The organism is Thermomonas haemolytica (genome assembly GCF_004346265.1).
In the GTDB taxonomy this organism is placed as follows: Bacteria; Pseudomonadota; Gammaproteobacteria; order Xanthomonadales; family Xanthomonadaceae; genus Thermomonas; species Thermomonas haemolytica.
This window is the reverse complement of the sequence record NZ_SMAP01000002.1, coordinates 303,906-323,813: the sequence shown is the minus strand read 5'-3', so window position 1 is coordinate 323,813 and position 19,908 is coordinate 303,906. Positions and strand designations below refer to the sequence as shown.

Here is a 19,908-nt window from a genome sequence, read left to right as displayed (position 1 = left end):
AGTGGGATGCGTGCCCGTTGCGCGCGGCGACCGGGCGCAGGGTTCAATCCAGACGTTCGTAGGCCGGCAGGGTCAGGAACGGGGCGAGCTCATCGGCGTGGGTGAGGCGGTCGAGGATCCCGATCGCCTCCGCCACCCGGCTCGCGCCCGGCAGACCGGGCTGCGCGCGCAGGCGGCTGGGCAGCGCGATCAGGGCGCGCTCGAACAGGGCGAAATCGACCGGGGTGCCGTCATCCAGCGCCAGTGCCTCGCGGCCGTCATCGCCGTAGTGCAGCCATTGCCACAGCTGTGCGCGCGCGATCTCGGCGGTGGCCGCGTCCTCCATCAGATGGTGGATCGGCACGCAACCGTTGCCGTCCAGCCATGCCGCGAGGTAGCGCACGCAGACCTCGACGTTGCCGTCGAAGCCGGCGCGGGTGATGGTGCCCAGGCAGGGCTGCAGCAGGTCGGCGGCCTCCACGTGCACGTCCTCGCGGGCGACGTGCAGCTGGTTCGGCCCGGGCATGCGTGCGTCGAACACCTCGCGCGCCAGCGGCACCAGCGCCGGGTGCGCGACCCAGGTACCGTCGTGACCGGCCGTGACCTCGCGCAGCTTGTCCGCGCGCACCCGCGCCAGCGCTTCCGCATTGGCCTGCGCGTCGTGCGCGATCGGGATCTGCGCGGCCATCCCGCCCATCGCGTGCGCGCCGCGGCGGTGGCAGGTCCGGATCAGCAGCTCCGAATACGCGCGCAGGAACGGCTGCACCATCGTCACCTGCCCACGCTCGGGCAAGACCCGGTCGCGGTGCCGGCGCAGGGTCTTGATGTAGGAAAAGATGTAGTCCCAGCGTCCGCAGTTGAGGCCGACCACCCGCCCCTTCAGGGCATGCAGGATCTCGTCCATCTCGAACACGGCCGGCAAGGTCTCGATCAGCACAGTGACCCGGATCTGCCCGCGCGCCAGCCCGAGCACGGATTCGATGTGGGCCAGCACCGCGTCCCACAGCGCGGCCTCTTCCATCGACTCCAGCTTGGGCAGGTACAGGTAGGGCCCGCGGTCGCGCGCGGCCAGCGCGCGGGCGTTGTGGAAGCAGAACAGCCCGGCGTCGAACAACGCCCCGGCCAGGCGCACGCCGTCCACCCGCACGTGCTTCTCGTCCATGTGCCAGCCGCGCGGGCGCACGATCAGCACCGCCTGCTCGGCCTCCGGCTTCAGTGCGTAGTGCTTGCCGTTACCAGCGGTGAACGCCAGCGTGCCGGCCACCGCTGCGCGCAGCGCCTGCTGGCCGGCGACGAGATTGTCCCAGGTCGGCGCGGTGGAGTCCTCGAAGTCGGCCATGTAGCAGCTGGCGCCCGAGTTCAGCGCGTTGATGACCATCTTCGGGTCCACCGGCCCGGTGATCTCCACCCGGCGGTCGCGCAGCGCAACCGGGGCCGGGGCCACCGTCCACTCGGCGGCGCGCAGGGCGGCGGTGTCGGCGCGGAAGTCCGGCAGCGCGCCGGCATCGAACGCCTGCTGGCGCGCGCGGCGGGCGGCCAGCCGGGCCTGGCGTTCGCCCTCGAAGCGGCGGTGCAGGTCGGCAAGGAAGGCCCGCGCGGCCGGCGTCAGCAGGGCGTCCTGGCCGGGCGCCTGGCCGTCGATTTCAAGGGTCGCCTCCGGTTCCGCCTCCGGAACCCGCTGCAGCACTGCCGACATCCGTCCTCTCCTTGCGCGTCTTGCGTGGAGCAGCACCATCCGCCAGCGTGTGGTATTTGACAAACGAGATTTATCAATGATTAGTATTTGTAATTCAAATACTTTTGGCTGACCCCGCATGCCGGCCTCCGGCGCCCGCCCGCCACGCTTTTCCTACAAGGGCTCGCGCCTGAAGCCGCTGCGCGCGTTCTGCCAGGTGGCGCGCCTGGGGTCGATCAGCCGCGCCGCGGAAGCGCTGTACCTCAGCCAGCCGGCGGTGACCCTGCAGCTGCAGGCGCTGGAGCGCGAGCTCGGGGTACGCCTGCTGGAGCGCAGCGGCCGCCGGCTCACCCCCACCCGCGAGGGCGAGCTGCTGTATGCGATGGCGCGTCCGCTGGTGGAAGGGCTGGACGGGCTGGCCGCGCAGTTCCGCGAGCAGGTGCGCGGGCTGGATGCCGGCGAGCTGCACGTGGCCGCCGGCAGCTCGACCATCCTCTACCTGCTGCCGCCGATCGTGGAGGCGTTCCGCCGCCAGTACCCGGACGTGCGCCTGAGCCTGCACAACGTGACCGGCGCCAGCGGGCTGGACCTGCTACGCAGCGACGCGGTGGATCTGGCGGTCGGCTCGATGCTGGACGTGCCGGCCGACCTCGCCTACGCCCCGGCGCAGCGCTACGAGCCGATGCTGATCACCCCGCCCGACCACCCGCTGGCGACCAAGCCCGAGCTGGCGCTGGAAGACCTGTCACCGTATGGCCTGATCCTGCCGCCCAAGCGCCTGACCACCTACCGCCTGGTGGACCTGGTGTTCCAGCAGAACCGGGTGCCGTACACGGTGGCACTGGAGGTGGGCGGCTGGGAGGTCATCAAGCAGTACGTAGCGATGGGCCTCGGCATCAGTATTGTCACTGCGATCTGCCTGACCGCAGCCGACCGCGAGCGCCTGGCCGCGCGCTCACTGGCACGCTGGTTCCCCTCGCGCAGCTATGGCGTGGTGGTGCGCAAGGGCAAGTTCCTGTCACCGCAGGCGCGCGCCTTCGCGGAACTGCTCCAGCCCGGCCTGCTGGCGCCGCGCGGCTACGACGAGAGCGGCCACTCCGAGCGCTGAAGCAGCGCACGCTCAGCGCTCCGGGATTGCCAGCGCATCTTCCTTGTAGATGGCCACGTGCGGCACGCCGTCGGGGCCGATCCAGCCGCGGTACATGCCGCCGGTGTTGAACGGGAACGCGACCACGCCATCGGCCCCGAGCGCGATCGCCCCCCCATCGCCGCCCGCCTTTGGAATGTCGCGGTTGATGACGCCATCGGCCGCCTTCGGCAGCGGTTCGCCGGCCAGCCGCACCCGCGCGCAGATCTCATGTGCAGCGGCGGCGCGGATGTAGAACTCGCCCCAGCCGGTACCGGACACCGCGCAGCCGGCCTCGGCCCAGGTACCGGCGCCAATGATCGGGCTATCCCCCACACGCCCGTAGCGCTTGTTGGTCATGCCGCCAGTCGAAGTGCCGGCAGCCAGATGCCCGCGCGCATCCAGCGCCAGCGCCCCCACGGTGCCGAAATAGGCCTTGCCCGGCAGCACCAGCGGAACCTGCGCTGCCTGCGCCTGCCGCTCCTGCTCCAGCGCCTTTTGCAGCTGCTGCCAGCGCTTCTCGGTACGGAAATAGGCCGGGTCCACCAGCGCGATGCCTTGCTCCTTGGCGAATTGCTCGGCGCCATCACCCACCATCATCACGTGGTTGGACTTGTCCATGATCGCGCGCGCCAGCAGGATCGGATTTTTCACCCGATGCAACCCGGCTGCCGCGCCAGCCTTGCCGCTGGCGCCATCCATGATCGCCGTGTCCAGCTCGTTGCGGCCGTCATGGGTGAACACCGCACCACGCCCGGCATTGAACTGCGGCGCATCCTCCAGCACGGTGATCGCCGCCGTCACCGCATCCAGCGCGCTGCCGCCGCCCTGCAGTCTGACGTAGCCCGCGCGCAGCGCCGCCTCCAGCGCCTGCTTGGCCGCCGCTTCCTCGTCAGGCGTGAGATCGCCCGGCTCCACGCCGGCACCGCCGTGGATCACCAGCGTCGGCATGTCCAGCGCCACCAGCACGCCGTCGCGCACCGCATAGTTGCGGGTGAACGCCGGCCGCTCCACTTCGCCGGATGGCAGGTGCAGGACCGAATTGGCATCCACGCCCACCGTCCACAGGCGATCGATGCGCAGCGGATGCTCCTCCTTCTGGATACGCTCGAAGCCGCCATGCACCACGGTGACGCCGGCGCCAGGCGCGGTGGAATAGACGTGCGCACGGCCGTCGGCCTCCACCGCCAGCGCGGCGCGTTCGTCCACCCCGAGGCCCAGCAGGGGACGCCCGGCGAGTTGCTCGCTCTTGGTCAGGAACGCCACCAGCCGGCCCAGGCGGGCGCGCTCGCTGAAGTGGGTGTCGGTCACCACCCCTTCCAACAGGGGAATGTTGAGGAAGCCCGTCTCGATGGTATTGCCATCGCCCAGTGGGTCGGCCAGCGCGCGTGGACTGGTGATGCTGCCGCCATCCATCGCGCCGTACAGGTACTCGCCCAGGATCGCCAGCCCCGCGCTGGTGCCGCCCAACGGCTTGCCTGCACGCACGTGTGCATCCAGCGCCTTCGCCAATGGAGTACCGCGCCAGTAGCGTACGTAACGCGACTGGTCGCCACCGGCAATGAAGATGCCATCGGCGCGGCGGATCGCGGCGAGGATGGCCGGATCGCTGGCCGCCTCGCGGTCCTTGAACACGAACGTCTCGGCCGAGGCGATCCCGCCCACTTTTTCGTAGAACTCCTGGCCGATCTCGCCCCCCAGCGAAGCACGCAGGATCACGATATGGCCGTGGCCGGCCTTGGCCATGAACCAGCGCAGCGCATCGAAGTTGCGGTCGCCACCACCCATCAGCAGCAAGCCCGGCTGCACCCGCCCCGGAGTCTTGGCGGTGGGATTTCCAAGCAGGTAGTGGTCCACATTCGCCGCGGGCGCCAGCAACGGCAACAATAGCGCCAGTACCGCCACCAGAAGCTGCGTGGTGCCGCTCAGTCGCTTCATATCGCTTCCTCTCGCAGGGGCATGCCTGGGATAGACGAATGGACGCGCGATTTCCCCCGCCGAAGTATCGGCTTTCGCTATGGTAGAGCCATGCAGGCCGACCTCGACCGCTGGTTCATCCACGAAATCCTGGCCCATGAGCAGGCCCTGATGGCGTTCCTGCGCCGGCACTGGCCGCACCCGGACGAATGGCACGATCTGCGCCAGGAGCTCTACACCCGCATCTACGAAGCCGCCTCGCGCACGCTTCCGACCCAGCCCAAGGCCTTCCTGTTTGCCAGCGCGCGCCACCTGATGGCCGACCGCCTGCGCCGCGCCAAGGTCGTCTCGATCGAACCGATGGGTGATTTGCCGCCTTCGCACGTCTTGGTGGACGAGGTCTCGCCGGAACGCTGGTGCGGCGGACGCCAGTCCCTGCGGCGGCTGGCGCAGGCACTGGACCGCCTGCCCAATCGCTGCCGCGAAGTGGTGTGGCTGCGGCGGGTCGAGGAGCTTTCCCAGAAGGACGTGGCCCTGCGGCTAGGAATCAGCGAGAAAACGGTGGAAAAACACATCGCCAAAGCCATGCGTCTGCTGGCTGATGCCCTGTTTGCGGGAGAACCGGCACCTGCACCCACAGCCAGCGCGCCGGGCAAGGCGGAGCCGGGCCATGGCCGCAAATAGCGCCGCCATCGAAGCCGCCGCCGCCGCCTGGCTGGCGCAGCGCGACAGTGAACGCTGGAGCCGGCAGGACGAAACCGCCCTGCAGGCTTGGCTGGCCGCGGACACCGCGCACCGCGTGGCCTTCCTGCGCTTGCAGGCGGCCTGGCAGGAGAGCGCGCGCCTGCAGGCGCTGGGCGCCGGCCGCCCCGCCCGCCGCGAGCAGATGCTGCAGGCGCTTGCGGCACGTCCTGCCCGCCACGTCCGCCATCGCCGCCCTCGCTGGCCGTGGGCCATAGCGGCCATGCTGGCCGCCTGCACCTTGGTCGCCGTAGGGCTATGGCGACCAACACCACCCGCATCGCAACCGCCCGCATATGCCTATGAAAGCGGCATCGGCCAGGTGCGCCAGATCGTGCTCACCGATGGCTCCCGGGTGACCCTGGCCGCCGCCAGCCGGATCGAGGTGCAGCTGACGCGACAGGCGCGCCGCGTCCACCTGCTGCAGGGCGAGGCGATCTTCGCCGTGGCCAAGGACCCCGCACGGCCATTTTCCGTCGCCGCCCGCGGCTATCGCGCCGTGGCGGTGGGCACGCGCTTCTCGGTGCGGCGCGATCCCGGCAGCGTGCGGGTCGTGGTGACCGAAGGCACCGTGCGCCTGGAAGACGCGGCAGGTGCCGCCGGCGCCTCCGCACTGCTGCCGGCGGGCAGCCTGGCGCTGGCACGCGCGGATGGCGTCCTGGTGCGCAACCTCGCGCTCGAGGACGCGCAGCATCTGCTGGACTGGCAGCAAGGCTGGTTGGTGTTCCGCGACACCCCGCTGTCCGAGGCGGTGGCCGAATTCAACCGCTACAACGCGCGCAAGCTGGTGCTGGCCGACGCGCGCGCCGGCGCGCTGCGGATCGGCGGCAGCTTCCGCTGGGACAACGAGGATGGCTTCGTCCGCCTATTGGAGGCCGGATTCCCGATCCGCGCCGAGGCCCAGGACGGGCGGATCCTGCTGCACGCGCGCTGAGGAAAGCGAATGCGGGATTTCCCGCGGTCGCTCGTCATGATGCCGCGATGGCGCCACGTCGAGCGCCCACTGGGGAATCTTCGCCATGAAACCGCTACGCGTCCTGCTGTTGTCGCTCGCCTGTTCCGCCGCCCTGGCGGCGCAGGCGCAAACCGCCACCCGCCTCGACATCCCCGCCGGCGACCTCGCCACCGCGCTGGATGCCTATGCGCGCCAGACCGGCACCCAGCTGGTGTACCGCGCGGACCAGCTGAAGGGCGCACGCAGCCGTGGACTGCGCGGGCAAGTGCCTTCCGCGCAGGCGCTCGATGCCCTGCTGGCAGGCAGTGGCTTCATCGCGCGGCGCGACGCCTCCGGGGCCGTGCTGATCGTGCCGGCCGCCAATGCGCCGGCCGCGCCACCAGCGCGCAAGCCGGCCGCGCAGGCGGAGGCTCCGGTGACCAACCTGGAGGCGGTGCAGGTCACCGGCTCCCGCATTCCGCGCGCGCAGGTGGAAGGCCCGGCTCCGATCACCATCGTCAGCGCCGAGCAGATCCAGGCCGCCGGCCTGACCACGCTGCCCGAGGTGCTGCGCTCGCTCAGCCAGAACAGCGGCAGCGTGCAGGGCCAGCAGAACACCACCAGCGCGCAGTCCACTCCCGGCGCGCAGGCGGTGGACCTGCGCGGACTGGGCCCGAACCATACCCTGGTGCTGGTCAACGGCCGCCGGATCGCCGACTTCCCGCTGCCGCTCAACAGCCGCAGCAATTTCACCGACATCGGCAACATCCCGCTCGGCATGATCGAGCGCATCGAGATCCTCACCGGCAGCGCCTCCGCCGTATACGGCTCGGATGCCATGGCGGGGGTGATCAACATCATCCTCAAGAAATCGGTGGACGGCACCATCCTCGACTACCGCTACGGCGGCACCAGCGAGGGCGGAGGCGAGTCGCACGACCTCACCCTGACCACCGGCTTCGAGCGCGGTGATTTCAGCGCAGTGCTGGGGCTGGAGCTGATCGACCAGCGCCCGTTGTGGGGCTATCAGCGCAAGGTGCAGGATTCGACCCTGGATGCGCCGATCCCGCGCCGCCGCCTGCCGCGCCTGATCGCGCAGGTGTACGACTGGGACGACGATATCAATCTCGCGCCGCCGGATGGCTGCCAGGCGATGGCGGGACTCAATGGCGGAACCACGGTGCTGGCCTACGACCGCTATGGCGAGCCCTACTGCGGCAGCGACCGTGCGATCGCCTACCGCACCATCCGCAACCAGCGCACCGGGGTCAGCGCGTATGGATCGTTCGAGTACCGCATGTCCGGCGACCTGTCCTGGTTCGCGGACGTGCAGGCCGCGCGCCAGACGGTGAAACTGCTCACCGGCACCAACGGCAACGACGTGGTCAGCGACAACATGGGCTGGGAGTTCCACGATCCGGCCTCGACCGACAACTACCGCAACAAGATGTTCTTCAACCAGGCCACCGGGCATTACGAGATCTGGTCGCGCCAGTTCACGCCCGAGGAGATGGGCGGGCTGCGCAACCGCATGAACACCACCACCCAGAAGACCCTGGCCATCACCACCGGCTTCAAGGGCAGCTTCGGGCGCGACTGGAACTGGGAAGCGGCCTACAACCACTCGCAATACGATGCCGACGTGGCGATGCCGCGGATCAAGGCGGCGGCAGCCAACGCCCTGTTCCTGGGGCCGCGCCTGGGCTACGACGCCGACGGCTACGCCATCTACGACGCCGATCCGGCGCGCCTGTTCAAGCCGCTGACCGAGGCCGAGTTCGCCTCCATCGCGTCGATGTCGGTGTTCCGCCCGAAGGCGGACAACGACAACCTGAGCCTGACCCTGGACACCCCGGCCCTGTTCGCCCTGCCGGCCGGCGATGCCGGGTTCGCGGGCGCGCTGGAATTCGGCCGCCAGTCCTATCGCATCAATCCCGACCCGCTGGCGCTCACCGACGATGCGTACGTGGGGCCGCGCTACGGCGACGGCCGCGGCAGCCGCAACCACTGGAGCGCCGCCGCCGAATTGCGCCTGCCCCTGCTGCCCAGCGTGCAGGGCAGCCTCGCCGGCCGCTACGACCAATATCGCTACGCTGGCCGCCAGCCCGGCAAGTTCACCTACAGCCTGGGCCTGGAATGGCGCCCGCTGGATACGCTGCTGGTGCGCGGCTCCTACGGCACCGGTTTCCGCGCGCCGGACATGCACTACCTGTTCGCCGGAAACGATTACTACCGCACCCGCTACGCCACCGACTACTACCAGTGCCGGGTGGACAACCCTGGCGCCAGCAACGCCTGGTGCTATGACGATGGCGGCTACGACATCAGCACCTTCGACGTCTACACCGGCAACATCGCGCTCGACGTGGAGACCAGCCGATCCGCCACGTTCGGCTTCGTGTGGTCGCCCAGCCACGACTTCGACATCGCGGTCGACTACTACGCGATCCGCGTGCAGAACCAGGTGCAGGCCCAGGACCGCGATCTGCTGCGCCAGACCGAGGCCAACTGCCGGCTCGGCCAGACCGACACCGGCACGCCGGTGGACATCAACTCGCCCACCTGCGTGGATGCCATCGCGCGGGTGATCCGCGACGGCAACGGCGACATCACCAGCGTGCATTTCGGGCCGATCAACATCGCGCGCGAGCAGACCTCGGGGATCGACGTCACCGCCAACTACCGCCTGCAGACTGCGGCAGGCGACTTCCGCTTCACCGGCAACTACAACTGGACGCGCCGGCACACCCGCCAGCAGTATCCGGGCGATCCTACCGAGGACATGCTGGCGGTGAGCTTCAGCGATACCACCCTGCCGCGCGCCAAGGGCAACCTGGGGATCAACTGGGACCGCGGCGCATGGGGTGCCAGCCTGTTCGGCACCTACCTCGGACGGGTGGCCAATTACGCCAACGATGCATGGACGCACGCCACCTGGCGCTTCAATGCCGGCGCGCGCTATGACATCAACGACCATCTGCGCCTGGCGCTGACGGTGGACAACCTGTTCAACCAGATGCCGCCGAAGGATCCTACCTGGGGCAACTACCCTTACTACGACACCTCGTGGTTCGACAGCATCGGCCGCAGCTTCTTCCTGCAGCTGACCTGGAAGCTGGGCGGCAAGCCGTTGCAGTGACGCGGCGCGGGGCGGCGCTGCCAGCGGCGCCGCAGCCTGCCCTTACTCCGCCTCCGGCACCGGCTCGCCGACGAAACGGCGGTAGCCTGCGTAATGGTGGAACACGAAACCGGCGAACGCCGGGCGCGCGCGGTAGGCGCTTTCCACCTTGGCCGCCTCGGCCTCGAACGCGGCCTCGGTCATGCCGTGGAAGCTGAGCTTGGCCGGCTCGCCGGGGTTGAAGTCCAGCCCGATCACCACGCGCTTGCCCACGCGGTCGGCGTACGCCATTTCGGAGTCGGCGTGGGCGAGGATGGAGTCGCGCCCTTCGGCGAAGTTGCGGTAGTCCATCAGCGCCACGTAGTCGGTCAGGTCGAGCACGTGCTCGCTCACCGGCTTGCGCACGCCGCGCCACTCCAGGGAAATACCATCCCACCAGAACGGCATCGCCGGGCCGACCGGCAGCGCCTGCCCGGACTTGCGCCGGGCCTCCAGCATCGCCGCGGTCATGTCGAGGAAGCCGCGCAGCAGGCGCGGGCGGGTGGTCTCATTCCAGGCATCGAGCATGTGCGGCTCGATGTCGTAGTTCACCCCGTCGAAGCGCGCGTCCGGCGCGGCGGCGGCGTTGTAGTCCAGCACCCGCTGCAGCATCGCTACCGCCTTGTACTGCTGGCGCGGCAGCACGTAACGCTCGGTATGCAGGTACCACGAGCCGAGCAGGGCGTACACACGCATCCCGCGCGCATGCGCGGCGCGGATCAGGCCGCGGTAGCGCTGCGGCTGCTGCACCAGCAGGTTGCGCTCCTGGTAGGCATCCGCATACAGGTAGAGGATGCCGATGCGCTTGCGCTGCAGGAAGGCCAGCGCTTCGTCGGCGACCTGCGGAGCGGTCAGCATCGCGTACGCGTCGGCTTCCCAGATCCAGACCGCGCGCGGCGCGTGGCCGCCGTCCGCGCGCGATTCCGGCGTCTGCGCGGCGGCACTGGCGATCACCGCCAGCAGCGCGGCGAGCAGCCAGCCACCGGCACGGCGCAGGCTCATTGCGTGGCGCCCGCGATGTCCACCGGCACATGGTAGCGCCCGCGCCCCAGGGGCTTGCCGGTGTCCGGATCGGACGGCCGCACCGAGACGAAATAGCGCCCCGGCGCCGCCGGCCGCGGCAGCACCAGTGACACCCGCTGCTGCCCCTGTGCGGGCAGGCGCAGGGCCGGGCCATAGCTTTCGTGCAGCTCGCGCCCGTCCTCCGTGGTGAGCACCGCCAGCGGGACGAAGCGCGTGGAATCATGGCCGTCGCCATTGGCGAACCCGGCCTGCAGGTGGATGCCGTCGGCCGCCACCGCCACAGCCAGTGCCTCCACCCCGAGTCCGGGCGCGGCGGCCTGTACCGCCTGCGGCGCGGCGGCGGGCGCCTCGCGCCAGGCCACCAGCGCCGGGACCGCGCCCTCCGGCGACAGCCGGCGGCTGCGCAGGAATGCGGCGTTCGCGGCCTCATACGCCTGCAGGCGCGCCTGCACCTGCGCGCGCAGGTCGGCATCGTCCACCTCGGAAGTGCGCAGGCCGTCCTGCAATTCGAACAGCGTGCTGTCGTGCAGGAACCAGCGCCCGGAGACGAAATCCAGCGCGCTGGTCTTGGTCTGCTTCAGCGGAAACTCGTGGGTGCTGCGGAAGGTGGTGGCCATGTCCAGCCCGCTGCCGGTCCAGGCCGCACGCGCCGGACGCTTGAGCCCGTAGGTATGCGCCAGCAGCGCCAGCAGCGAGGGCGTCACGTCCAGGTGCGAGGACACCGCGCGCACCCGCGCCGGTTGCCTGAGCAGCGGCGAGAACACCAGCAGCGGCACGTGGTAGCGCTCGATGTGGGTGTCCATCGGAATTTCCGGCAGGCGGTGGTCGCCGGTGATCACGAAGACGGTGTCGGCATACCACGGGGCGCCGGCAACGCCCTCGAAATAGCGCCGCAGCTGGTCGTCGGTGTAGAGGATCGCAGTAAAGATATCGGACTGCGCGCGATAGGCCGCGCGTCGCGCTTCGGGGATGCCCAGCTGCTGCAGGCGCTGCTCCAGCCGCGCGCGGTAGGCCTCCTGCCCGGGGAAGCGGTAGTTCGTATGCATGCTGATGGTCTGCATGCCAAGCACGAACGGCGCCTGCAGGCGCGGGCTGTCGGCCAGCACCCGCGCCACCAGCTCGCGGTCGGGATAACCCCATGCATCGAACGGGTTGCGCTGGTAGCCCGCGCCGAAAGTGCGCAGGTCCACGATGTCCTGCACGCCCTGCCGCTGCAGGAAGATGCGCTCGTCGTCGAAATCCAGATTCGTGCCGCTGTAGAACGCTGTGTGGTAGCCCTGGCGCTGCAGCACGTTGAACAGGCCGGCATGCGCGGGCATGTCCGCGCCCAGCGCGGTGAAGCCCTGCTCGGCCATCGGCAGCGAGGCCAGCAGCGAGGGCAGCACGCCGAAGGTGCGGCCCTGGTTGGCGAGGAAGTTGTCGAAGTACAGGCTGCGCCCGACCAGTTCGTCCAGGAACGGGGTGAAGCTGCCGAGCGCCGCCTCCGGGCCGGAGAACGAGCGGCCCAGGCCCTCGACCACGATCACCACCACGTTCGGCGGGCGGCCGTCGCGGGTGGGGCCGAAGTACGCGCCCAGCGCATCCGGGGTGGCGTCCGCATGCAGGAAGGGATAGGCCGGATCGCCGCCCGCCGCCACGGTCGCCGTCGGCGCGGCGGCGCTGGCGCTGGCGATCGCGGGGATGTCCCGTGCGCGCCACCAGCGCAGGCTGTCGGCCACGAAATAGGCCCCCTTGCTGGTGGCCGCGGCGCGCACCGCCTCGCCGCGCAGCAGGGAAACGCCGGGCGCCAGCGGCAGCGCCCAGGCCGCCAGCCCGGCTAGCACCAGCACCGCCAGCACGCCACGCCGCGCCGGCCGAGGGCGGCGTGCGCGCCAGGCGAGCAGCACCGCCAGCACCAGCAGCGGCAGCAGCAGGCCGACCGCGCCGATGAGGCCGAGCTCGCCGCCGGCACCGCCGAGGGTGGTGCGGATTTCCTCCAGCCGGTAGCCGAACAGGTCGGCGCCGAGCGCCACGCCGGCGGTGAGGAAGTACTGCTCCAGCAGCGCCTGCGCCAGCAGGAACAGCGCCCAGCAGGCGCCGACCCCCAGCAGCGCCCAGCGCCGCGCCGGGAGCGCGGCCAGCGCGAGGCTGGCCGGCAGCAGCAGCGGCAGCGCGCGCAGCAGGAACAGCAGCTGCCCGGCCACGGCCAGCGCCCACGCCGCCACGCCCGCGCCCGGCGGCAGCGCACGCGCGCCCGCCCACAGCGCCAGCACCAGCTGCGCCACCAGCAGCGCCGGCAACCACGCCAGCAGGCGTGCGCCCGCGCCTTCGCGCCCGTCGTCCGCGGGCCGGGGTGCGTTATCCCGCCTCACCAGCGTCGGTACAGCGCGAAGGAGAGCTGGCGCTCGTTGAACCCGTCGGCATCGTCGGCATAGCCGGCGCCGAGCTTGAGGCCCCAGCTGCCGAAATAGCGCACCCACGACACCCCCAGCACGGCATTGCTGTTGCGCACCAGCGCGCCACCGCGGTCGAGGTCCACGCTGCGGCCGTGGCCGGCGCTGACTTCCCAGTAGTCGTCGGCATTGCCGTGGTAGTAGTTGCGCAGCTGCACGCGCTGGCTCCAGCTGCCGGAGCCCACGCCGGGCACGTGCTGCAGCTTGTAGCGGGCGTACCAGTCGCCCCAGTAGCGGCCCACCCCCACCCCGTAGAACGCGGTGGTGGTGGAAAAGCGCAGGTGGTCCACGCTGGCCGACAGCTCCCAGCCGCTGCCCACGCCCTGGAACAGCTCCGCCCGCCACGCCGTGCGCGGCAGCACCCCGGACGCCGGGCCCTGCTGGTAGCGCAGGTTGGCGTAGGCGCGTGCCCACAGGCTGGCGTAGCCATCCAGCGCCCAGGCATCGTCGCGCTGGCGGAAGTGGTCGGCGCTCAGCCATTCCAGCGCCAGCGAGCCGCGCGGGAAATAGCGCCGCAGCGAAACGCCGGCATCGGTCCAGGCATCGCGGCCGCCGCTGAAGGCGGTGCGGTCGAGCCCGGCCCGTAGCTGCCAGCGGTAGCCGTCGCTGCGCAGCGCCTCGGGCGCGGCGGCCGGACGCAGGCTGGCAAGCAGCGCGGCCACCTGCGCCGGATCGGCGCCGTGCGCCGCGGCTGCATCGAAATCCGCACGCGCGGCATCGCGCTCGCCGGCGGCGCGCCAGGCGCGCCCACGGGCCAGATACGCAGCGGCGTCCGTCGGCGCCAGCGCGACCCAGCGCGCATACGCCGCCGCCGCTTCGCGCGGACGGTCGCTCCACAGGTACAAATCGCCCAGCGCCGACCAGGCATCGGCATAGCCGGGCTTGGCCGCGGTCACCGCGCGCAGGTCGACCTCGGCCTCGGCATAGCGCCCGTCCCAGGCATAGGTGCGGCCGCGCGCCAGCAGCACGTCGCTGTTGCCGGACGAGTCCTGCAGCATCGCCGCGTACAGGGCCAGCGCCTGCGCGCGCTTGCCCGGGTCGCCGGACGTGGCCAGTTCGCGCGCCTGGCGCAGACGCAAGGTCTCGGCATCTTCCTGCGCGGTGGCCACGGGCGGCGCGACCTGCAACGGCGCGGTCGCAGCGGGACTGCCCGCGAGGAGGGCGGCCGCCTGCAGCACGGCCGGGGACAGCAGGATCATCGGGTCGCTCCCGGCGCGGATTGCAGGGGACGGGAAGCGGCGGCGCCGGCGCCTGCCTCCCCGGGGTCGTCCTCGTGCCAGTCGCCGTTGCGGCGCATGTGGCCCCAGTGCGAGCGCCGCCGCAGCCGGAGCATGCGCACCAGCCAGCGCAGCAGCCCGACCACCCGGAACAGCGACATCATCTGGCGGTAGCCGAAGTTCTCCAGCACCGCCACCAGGAACAGCTTCAGCTGCTGGCCAGGGCGCGGGTAGAGGTGGAACGAGATTTCTTCTAGCATCATCGCATTCACCGACAGCAGGATCCCCAGCCCGACCGAGGCGAACAGGAACACGAAAAACGCCTGCGGCGACAGCATGCCGGCCAGCCCAAGCACGATCACCGAGAAATACCCGAACACTTCGATCAGCGGCCCCAGGCATTCGAACAGCAGCATGAACGGGTACGCCACCCAGCCGACCATGCCGCCGTTGCGCCGGGCCATCAGCCGCCAGTTCCCGAACAGGCTCTCGGCCAGGCCCTGCTGCCAGCGCACGCGCTGGTTGTACAGCGAGCGCAGGTCGGACGGCACCTCGGTCCAGCAGATCGGGTCGGGCACGAACGCGATCCGGTAGGGCCGTTTCTCCTCGCGCATCTGGTTGTGCAGGCGCACCACCATTTCCATGTCCTCGCCGACCAGGTCGCTCTTGTAGCCGCCGGCGGCGATCACGCGCTCCTTGTAGAACACGCCGAACGCGCCGGAGATGATCAGCAGCGCGTTCAGCGGCGACCAGCCCAGGCGCCCGAACAGGAACGCGCGCAGGTATTCCAGGGTCTGCGTCAGCGGCAGCAGCCGGTCCGGCAGGTCGATCTCCGACAGCAGCCCGTCCTTGACCTTGCAGCCGTTGACGATGCGGATCACGCCGCCGGCGGCGATCATCCGCGAGTCCTCCAGGAACGGCTGCACCACCCGCGCCAGGCTGTCCTCCTGCAGGATGCAGTCGGCATCGACCACGCAGAACAGCGGGTAGCGGGCGGTGTTGATGCCGGCGTTCAGCGCGTCCGCCTTGCCGCCGTTCTCCTTGTCCACCAGGCGCACCCGGCCGTTGCCGGGGGAGACGAAGATGCGCTTGACCGGCGCGGTCTTCAGGCGCGCGCGGTACGCCTCCGGGAACTCCACCAGCCCGAACTCCTCCACCACCGCGCGCAGGGTGCCATCGCGCGAGCCGTCGTTGACGACCACCACCTCGAAGTTGGGATAGCCCAGCCGCAGCAGCGAGCGCACGGTGGCGACGATGGTCTTTTCCTCGTTGCAGGCCGGCACCAGGATGCTGACCGGCGGCTGGTACTCGGCGAAATTGCGCAGGCGGAAGCTGGCGCCGTGCTCGCGGGTGTAGCGCAGGATCGCGAACATCGCGATGAAGTTCAGCCCCAGGTACACCGCGTTGATGCTGACGAAATACAGCAGGAAGGCCCACTGCAGGGCCTCCAGGGTGGTCGCCAGCGCGGCCGGGATGGCGGGCATGGCCAGGGCCTGGGCGGCGAGGCTCATGCCGCCACCTGCAGGTGTTGCTCGGCCAGCACCTGGGTGAGGATGTCGCGCGCGTAGCGGTCCTGCTGGCGTTCGCGGATGCGCGCCAGCGCCTCGTCGTCGCCCAGCAGGTGCTGCAGCGCCTGCGCGCTGCGGTAGCGCACCCACCACTGGGTGTCGCCCAGCAGCGGCAGCAGCGCCTCGGCATCGCGCGCATTGCCCAGCCGGCCCAGCGCCGCCGCCGCGTGCATGCGCACGTGCCAGCGCGGATGCGCCAGCAGTGGCCGCACCTTGTCGAGGTCGGCGGCCTCGGTCATCACCTGCAGGCAGGTCGAGACCAGGTGCTCGTCGTGCGGCTCGGACAGGATGCGGCGGATCACCGGGGCCGCCGCCTGCGGGCTGACCCCGGCCAGGAAACGCACCATGCGCGGCGCCACCTCGTCGTTGGCGCGCAGCGCGGCGCCGCTCAGCGGGCCCTGCACCACCTCGGCATCGGTTTCCGACAGGATCTGCGCCACGCCGCCGTCCACCCAGTCCTGGCGCGCCTCGATCTGCGGCACCACCCGTTCCACCGCGCGTGCGGCATCGATCCGCATCAAGGCGCGCGCGGCGCTGATCGAGACGATCGGGCTGGGGTCGTCCAGCAGCGGCTCGATCCGGCTGAAGCTGGACACGCTGCGCAGGTGGCCGAGCGCGATGATCGCCATCACCCGGTCATGGAAGCGGCCGCTGCTGGCGATCTTTTCCAGCTTCGGCGCCAGCCCGACTTCCCACGCCAGCTGGTGCATGCCCAGGTTGTCCACGCCCTGCGGCAGCTCGTGCAGCGCGTTCCAAGCCTCCATGAAACCGGTCATCTCGTACTCGAGCAGCAGCGGCAGCCGCGCGGGCAGGCCGTCGCGCATCGCGTCCTCCAGCAGTGCCCGCCAGCGCGCGACGGCCTGCTGGTGCTGGCGCTCGCGCCGCTGCGCCAGCCGGCGCAGCACCAGCACCGCCACGAACAGAACCAGCGAGGCCACGGTCATGCTCAGGCCCACCCAGAACGCGAACACCACCCGCGGGTCGCTGCTGTAGAGCAGGTCGAAGACGTTCATCGGCCGGCCTCCGCGCGCGCCAATGCCAGCCGCGCGCATGCGCGCCGCCCGACACCTTCCATCGCTGGCCATGACCGATTCAAACCGCTGCTGCTCCCTTAACTTTCCGTACCCATCGACGCACCTGATGCCGCCGCACTGCCCTCATTTCCCGCCAGCCGCACTACTCCCGGCCGCACGCAGCGCGCGCCGCCCGGAAGGGCCTTGCGGGGCGGTATCCCGGCGCGCGCACACGGCGCACGCGAAAACTGCGACGCAATTCCCATGCCAAACCCGGAGTCGCGGGTTTGCCACGGGAAATTCATGAAATTCTGGAAGTGGAACTGACGCACTGCGTCAGTTCCGGCCGCGGGGCGACCGCATTCAGCCGGGCTGCACCACGTCGTGGTGGCGGCCCCGGAACGGCGCGTACCAGCGCTGGATGCCCGCGATGTCCGCCGCCATGTCGCCGCTGGTGGCAAACGCCGGGCCGAGCACGATCCGGCGCCGCGGGTAGTCGAACGCGGCCACCACCACCGGCACCTGCGCCGCATGCGCGATCCGCCAGAACCCCGGCTTCCACTGCGCCACCTGGCGGCGGGTGCCTTCCGGCGCCATCGCATACCAGATCACCTCGCGCGCACGCATGGCCGCCACCGCCTGCTCCACCACCCCCTGCGGGGCGGCGCGGTTGACCGGAATCACCCCCTGCCAGCGCAGCAAGGGGGCCAGCAGCGGGATGCGGAACAGGGTGTGCTTGCCCAGGATCGACAGCCGGATCCCCAGCGCCAGCTTGGCCGCGATGCCCCAGAAGCCGTCCCAGTTGGACGAATGCGGCGCGGCGATCACCACGGCCTTGGGAATGTCTGGCAGTTCGCCCTCCACCCGCCAGCCGCCCAGCCGCAGCACCGTCCGCCCCAACCAGGGCGCGAACCGCCCGTGCGGCATCCGCGGCACCCGCGGCGGCAGCGCCGGTACCACCCCGTTGTGCGCGTCGCCGTTCATTCCCAGCCCCGCCCACTGCGGCCCTGCTTGCGCGCGGCGCGCACGCGCTTCTCGCCGAGGCGGCGCTCCTTCGCGGCGCGGGTGGGCCGGGTGGCGATGCGCGGCGTCGGCGCGCGTAGCCCGCTTTCGATGAAGGCGGCCAGCCGCGCGCGCGCGTCCTCGCGGTTGCGTTCCTGGGTGCGGAAGCGCTGCGCCGACAGCACCAGCACCCCGTCCGTGGTCATACGCCGGTCGCGCCGGGCCAGCAGGCGCGCGCGCACCATCTCCGGCAGCGCGGGCGAAGCGGCCACGTCGAAGCGCAGCTCGACCGCGGTGGCGACCTTGTTGACGTTCTGCCCGCCCGGCCCGGAGGCGCGCACGAAGCGCTCCACCAGTTCGTGTTCGGGAATGGAAAGCGGGCCGACCTGCATCCGTCGATCTTAAACGAGGCCTACGGCCGGCTGCGGGCCGAACAGGGCCAGCGCCCTGGCGAACTCCGCGTCCACCGGCGCCAGCACCTCGATGCGCTGGCCGGTCTGCGGATGTGCGAACGCCAGCCGGCGCGCGTGCAGCAGCATGCGGTGGATGCCGAGCATGCGGAAATGGCGATTGTGGCGGCCATCGCCGTGGCTGGAGTCGCCGATCAGGTGGTGCGAGACATGCTTGAGGTGGCGGCGGATCTGGCGGAAGCGGCCGGTGTGCGGGCTGGCGCGCAGCCAGGCATAGCGCGAGGTCGGAAAGCCCGCGGACGGCAGCGGCAGCTCGCAGGTGGCCAGCACCTCGAACGCGGTGCGCGCCTCCTTCTTCTGCGGCTTGCCGGGGCCGCCGTCCAGCGGGTGGTCAACCACGAATTCGCGCTCCGCCGGCCAGCCGCGGCAGATCGCCCAGTAGTCCTTCTCGACCTCGCGCGACATCAGCATCTTGCCGAGCGCGGAGGCGGTGTCACGGTCGAACGCCAGCAGCAGGCAGCCGCTGGTGGCGCGATCGAGGCGGTGGACCAGGTGGATCGACCGCCCGAACTGCGCGCGCAGGTGGTCGGCGGCGAATTCGGTGACGCCGCGCGCCAGCGCGCTGTCGTGCACCATCAGCCCGGCCGGCTTGCCCACCACCGCCAGCGCCACATCCTGATACAGCACTGGCAGCGGTGCCGGCTCAGTCATGCAGGCCCTCGGCCCCGCAATGCCGCGCCTCCACCTGCAGGGTGGCGTGGTCGATATCGAAGCGCGCCTGCAGCATCGCCGCGACCTGCACGCGCACGCCGTCGGCATCGGCAGCGGCCTCCGCCAGCAGCACGTGCGCGGTCAGGATCGGCTCGCGCGAGCCCAGCGCCCACACGTGCAGGTCGTGCACCGCGGCCACGCCGGGCACGGCCTGCATGGCATCGCGCACGGCGTCGATGTCCAGCCCGGCCGGCACGCCCTGCATCAAGACCTGCCCGGCCGCGCGCAGCAAGGCCCAGGTGCGCGGCAGCACCCACAGCGCGATCAGCACCGCGATGATCGGGTCCAGCAGGGTCCAGCCGGTATAGCGGATCAGCAGCGCGCCCGCGATCACACCCAGCGAGCCGAGCATGTCGCTCCATACCTCGAGATAGGCGCCGCGCACGTTCAGGCTCTCGCCGGCGCCCGCCGCCAGCAGCCGCATCGACACCAGGTTCACCACCAGCCCCAGCACCGCGACCCCCAGCATGGCATCCAGCGCCACCGGCTGCGGCGTGCGCAGGCGGCCCACCGCCTCCCACAGGATGATGCCGGCGGCCACGAACAGCAGGCCGCTGTTGGCCAGCGCGCCCAGCGCCTCCATCCGCGCGTAGCCGTAGGTGCGGCGCGCATCCGCCGGGCGTCGCGCCATGCGCACCGCGAACAGCGAGATGCCCAGCGCCATCACGTCGGTGAACATGTGCGCCGCATCCGACAGCAGCGCCAAGCTGTTGCTCCACAGGCCGCCCGCCACTTCCACCAGCATGAACAGCAGGGTCAGCGCGAACGCGATCCACAGCGGCCGTTCGTGGCGGATCTCGCTCGGCACGTGGCTGTGGCCGTGCGAATCGTGGTGGTCGTGGGAATGGCCTGCGCCCATCGCGGGTGCTCCTGCGGAAATTGCGCGGCACCCTAGCCGCCGCCGCGCTGGTACACAATTGCAGTGGCGAACGGAACGGCCGCG

At 70.8% G+C, this 19,908-nt stretch carries 15 protein-coding genes and 1 pseudogene; 4 read left to right on the top strand and 12 right to left on the bottom strand.

Annotation, left to right across the window (positions count from 1 at the left end; translation table 11 throughout):
• Positions 1–43: 43 nt before the first annotated feature.
• Positions 44–1,675, bottom strand: coding sequence for a malate synthase A (aceB, locus tag EDC34_RS04610; protein WP_114959329.1), 1,632 nt, complete (start codon positions 1,673–1,675; stop codon positions 44–46).
• Between the two features lie 118 nt (positions 1,676–1,793).
• On the opposite strand from aceB, the gene EDC34_RS04605 reads away from it, so the two are divergent.
• Positions 1,794–2,762, top strand: coding sequence for a LysR family transcriptional regulator (locus EDC34_RS04605; RefSeq protein WP_114959330.1), 969 nt, complete (start codon positions 1,794–1,796; stop codon positions 2,760–2,762).
• Between the two features lie 12 nt (positions 2,763–2,774).
• Here EDC34_RS04605 and EDC34_RS12365 read toward each other — a convergent pair whose 3' ends face one another.
• Together EDC34_RS12365 and EDC34_RS12360 are read right to left on the bottom strand one after the other, a co-directional pair.
• A complete protein-coding gene (locus EDC34_RS12365) occupies positions 2,775–3,731 on the bottom strand; it encodes an isoaspartyl peptidase/L-asparaginase family protein (protein ID WP_240311055.1) in 957 nt (318 codons plus the stop codon).
• 474 nt (positions 3,732–4,205) lie between these two features.
• A pseudogene (locus tag EDC34_RS12360) lies at positions 4,206–4,526 on the bottom strand (Type 1 glutamine amidotransferase-like domain-containing protein); the annotation flags it as partial.
• A gap of 282 nt (positions 4,527–4,808) precedes the next feature.
• Between EDC34_RS12360 and EDC34_RS04595 the strand changes: the two are divergent.
• From EDC34_RS04595 to EDC34_RS04585, 3 genes are all read left to right on the top strand, one after another.
• Entirely contained in the window at positions 4,809–5,381 is a 573-nt protein-coding gene (locus EDC34_RS04595; RefSeq protein ID WP_114959332.1) for an RNA polymerase sigma factor, read from the top strand.
• Complete coding sequence (locus EDC34_RS04590) at positions 5,368–6,372, top strand: FecR family protein (protein ID WP_114959333.1); 1,005 nt, start codon at positions 5,368–5,370, stop codon at positions 6,370–6,372. Before EDC34_RS04595 ends, EDC34_RS04590 begins: the two co-directional genes overlap by 14 nt.
• 85 nt (positions 6,373–6,457) lie before the next feature.
• Positions 6,458–9,511, top strand: coding sequence for a TonB-dependent receptor (locus EDC34_RS04585; protein WP_114959334.1), 3,054 nt, complete (start codon positions 6,458–6,460; stop codon positions 9,509–9,511).
• A 42-nt stretch (positions 9,512–9,553) separates the two neighbouring features.
• On the opposite strand, the gene EDC34_RS04580 is transcribed toward EDC34_RS04585, so the two are convergent.
• The 9 genes from EDC34_RS04580 to EDC34_RS04540 all read right to left on the bottom strand — a co-directional run bounded on the left by EDC34_RS04580 (position 9,554) and on the right by EDC34_RS04540 (position 19,824).
• Positions 9,554–10,531 (bottom strand): hypothetical protein, encoded by a 978-nt coding sequence (locus EDC34_RS04580; protein ID WP_114959335.1) that lies wholly within the window; start codon positions 10,529–10,531, stop codon positions 9,554–9,556.
• A complete protein-coding gene (locus EDC34_RS04575) occupies positions 10,528–12,903 on the bottom strand; it encodes an LTA synthase family protein (protein ID WP_132982852.1) in 2,376 nt (791 codons plus the stop codon). Before EDC34_RS04575 ends, EDC34_RS04580 begins: the two co-directional genes overlap by 4 nt.
• Positions 12,900–14,183, bottom strand: a complete 1,284-nt coding sequence (locus EDC34_RS04570) for a YaiO family outer membrane beta-barrel protein (protein WP_114959337.1) — start codon at positions 14,181–14,183, stop codon at positions 12,900–12,902. The genes EDC34_RS04575 and EDC34_RS04570 overlap by 4 nt, the downstream gene beginning before the upstream one ends.
• Positions 14,180–15,712, bottom strand: a complete 1,533-nt coding sequence (locus tag EDC34_RS04565) for a glycosyltransferase family 2 protein (protein ID WP_205388032.1) — start codon at positions 15,710–15,712, stop codon at positions 14,180–14,182. The genes EDC34_RS04570 and EDC34_RS04565 overlap by 4 nt, the downstream gene beginning before the upstream one ends.
• Positions 15,709–16,782: a HEAT repeat domain-containing protein gene (locus EDC34_RS04560; RefSeq protein WP_114959338.1), complete on the bottom strand. Its 1,074-nt coding sequence runs from the start codon at positions 16,780–16,782 to the stop codon at positions 15,709–15,711. Before EDC34_RS04560 ends, EDC34_RS04565 begins: the two co-directional genes overlap by 4 nt.
• A gap of 363 nt (positions 16,783–17,145) precedes the next feature.
• Entirely contained in the window at positions 17,146–17,766 is a 621-nt protein-coding gene (locus EDC34_RS04555; protein WP_114959339.1) for a 1-acyl-sn-glycerol-3-phosphate acyltransferase, read from the bottom strand.
• Positions 17,763–18,176: an alternative ribosome rescue aminoacyl-tRNA hydrolase ArfB gene (gene arfB / locus EDC34_RS04550; protein ID WP_114959340.1), complete on the bottom strand. Its 414-nt coding sequence runs from the start codon at positions 18,174–18,176 to the stop codon at positions 17,763–17,765. The genes EDC34_RS04555 and arfB overlap by 4 nt, the downstream gene beginning before the upstream one ends.
• 9 nt (positions 18,177–18,185) lie before the next feature.
• A complete protein-coding gene (locus EDC34_RS04545; RefSeq protein WP_114959341.1) occupies positions 18,186–18,905 on the bottom strand; it encodes a pseudouridine synthase in 720 nt (239 codons plus the stop codon).
• Complete coding sequence (locus tag EDC34_RS04540; protein WP_114959342.1) at positions 18,898–19,824, bottom strand: cation diffusion facilitator family transporter; 927 nt, start codon at positions 19,822–19,824, stop codon at positions 18,898–18,900. Before EDC34_RS04540 ends, EDC34_RS04545 begins: the two co-directional genes overlap by 8 nt.
• Between the last annotated feature and the right edge of the window lie 84 nt (positions 19,825–19,908).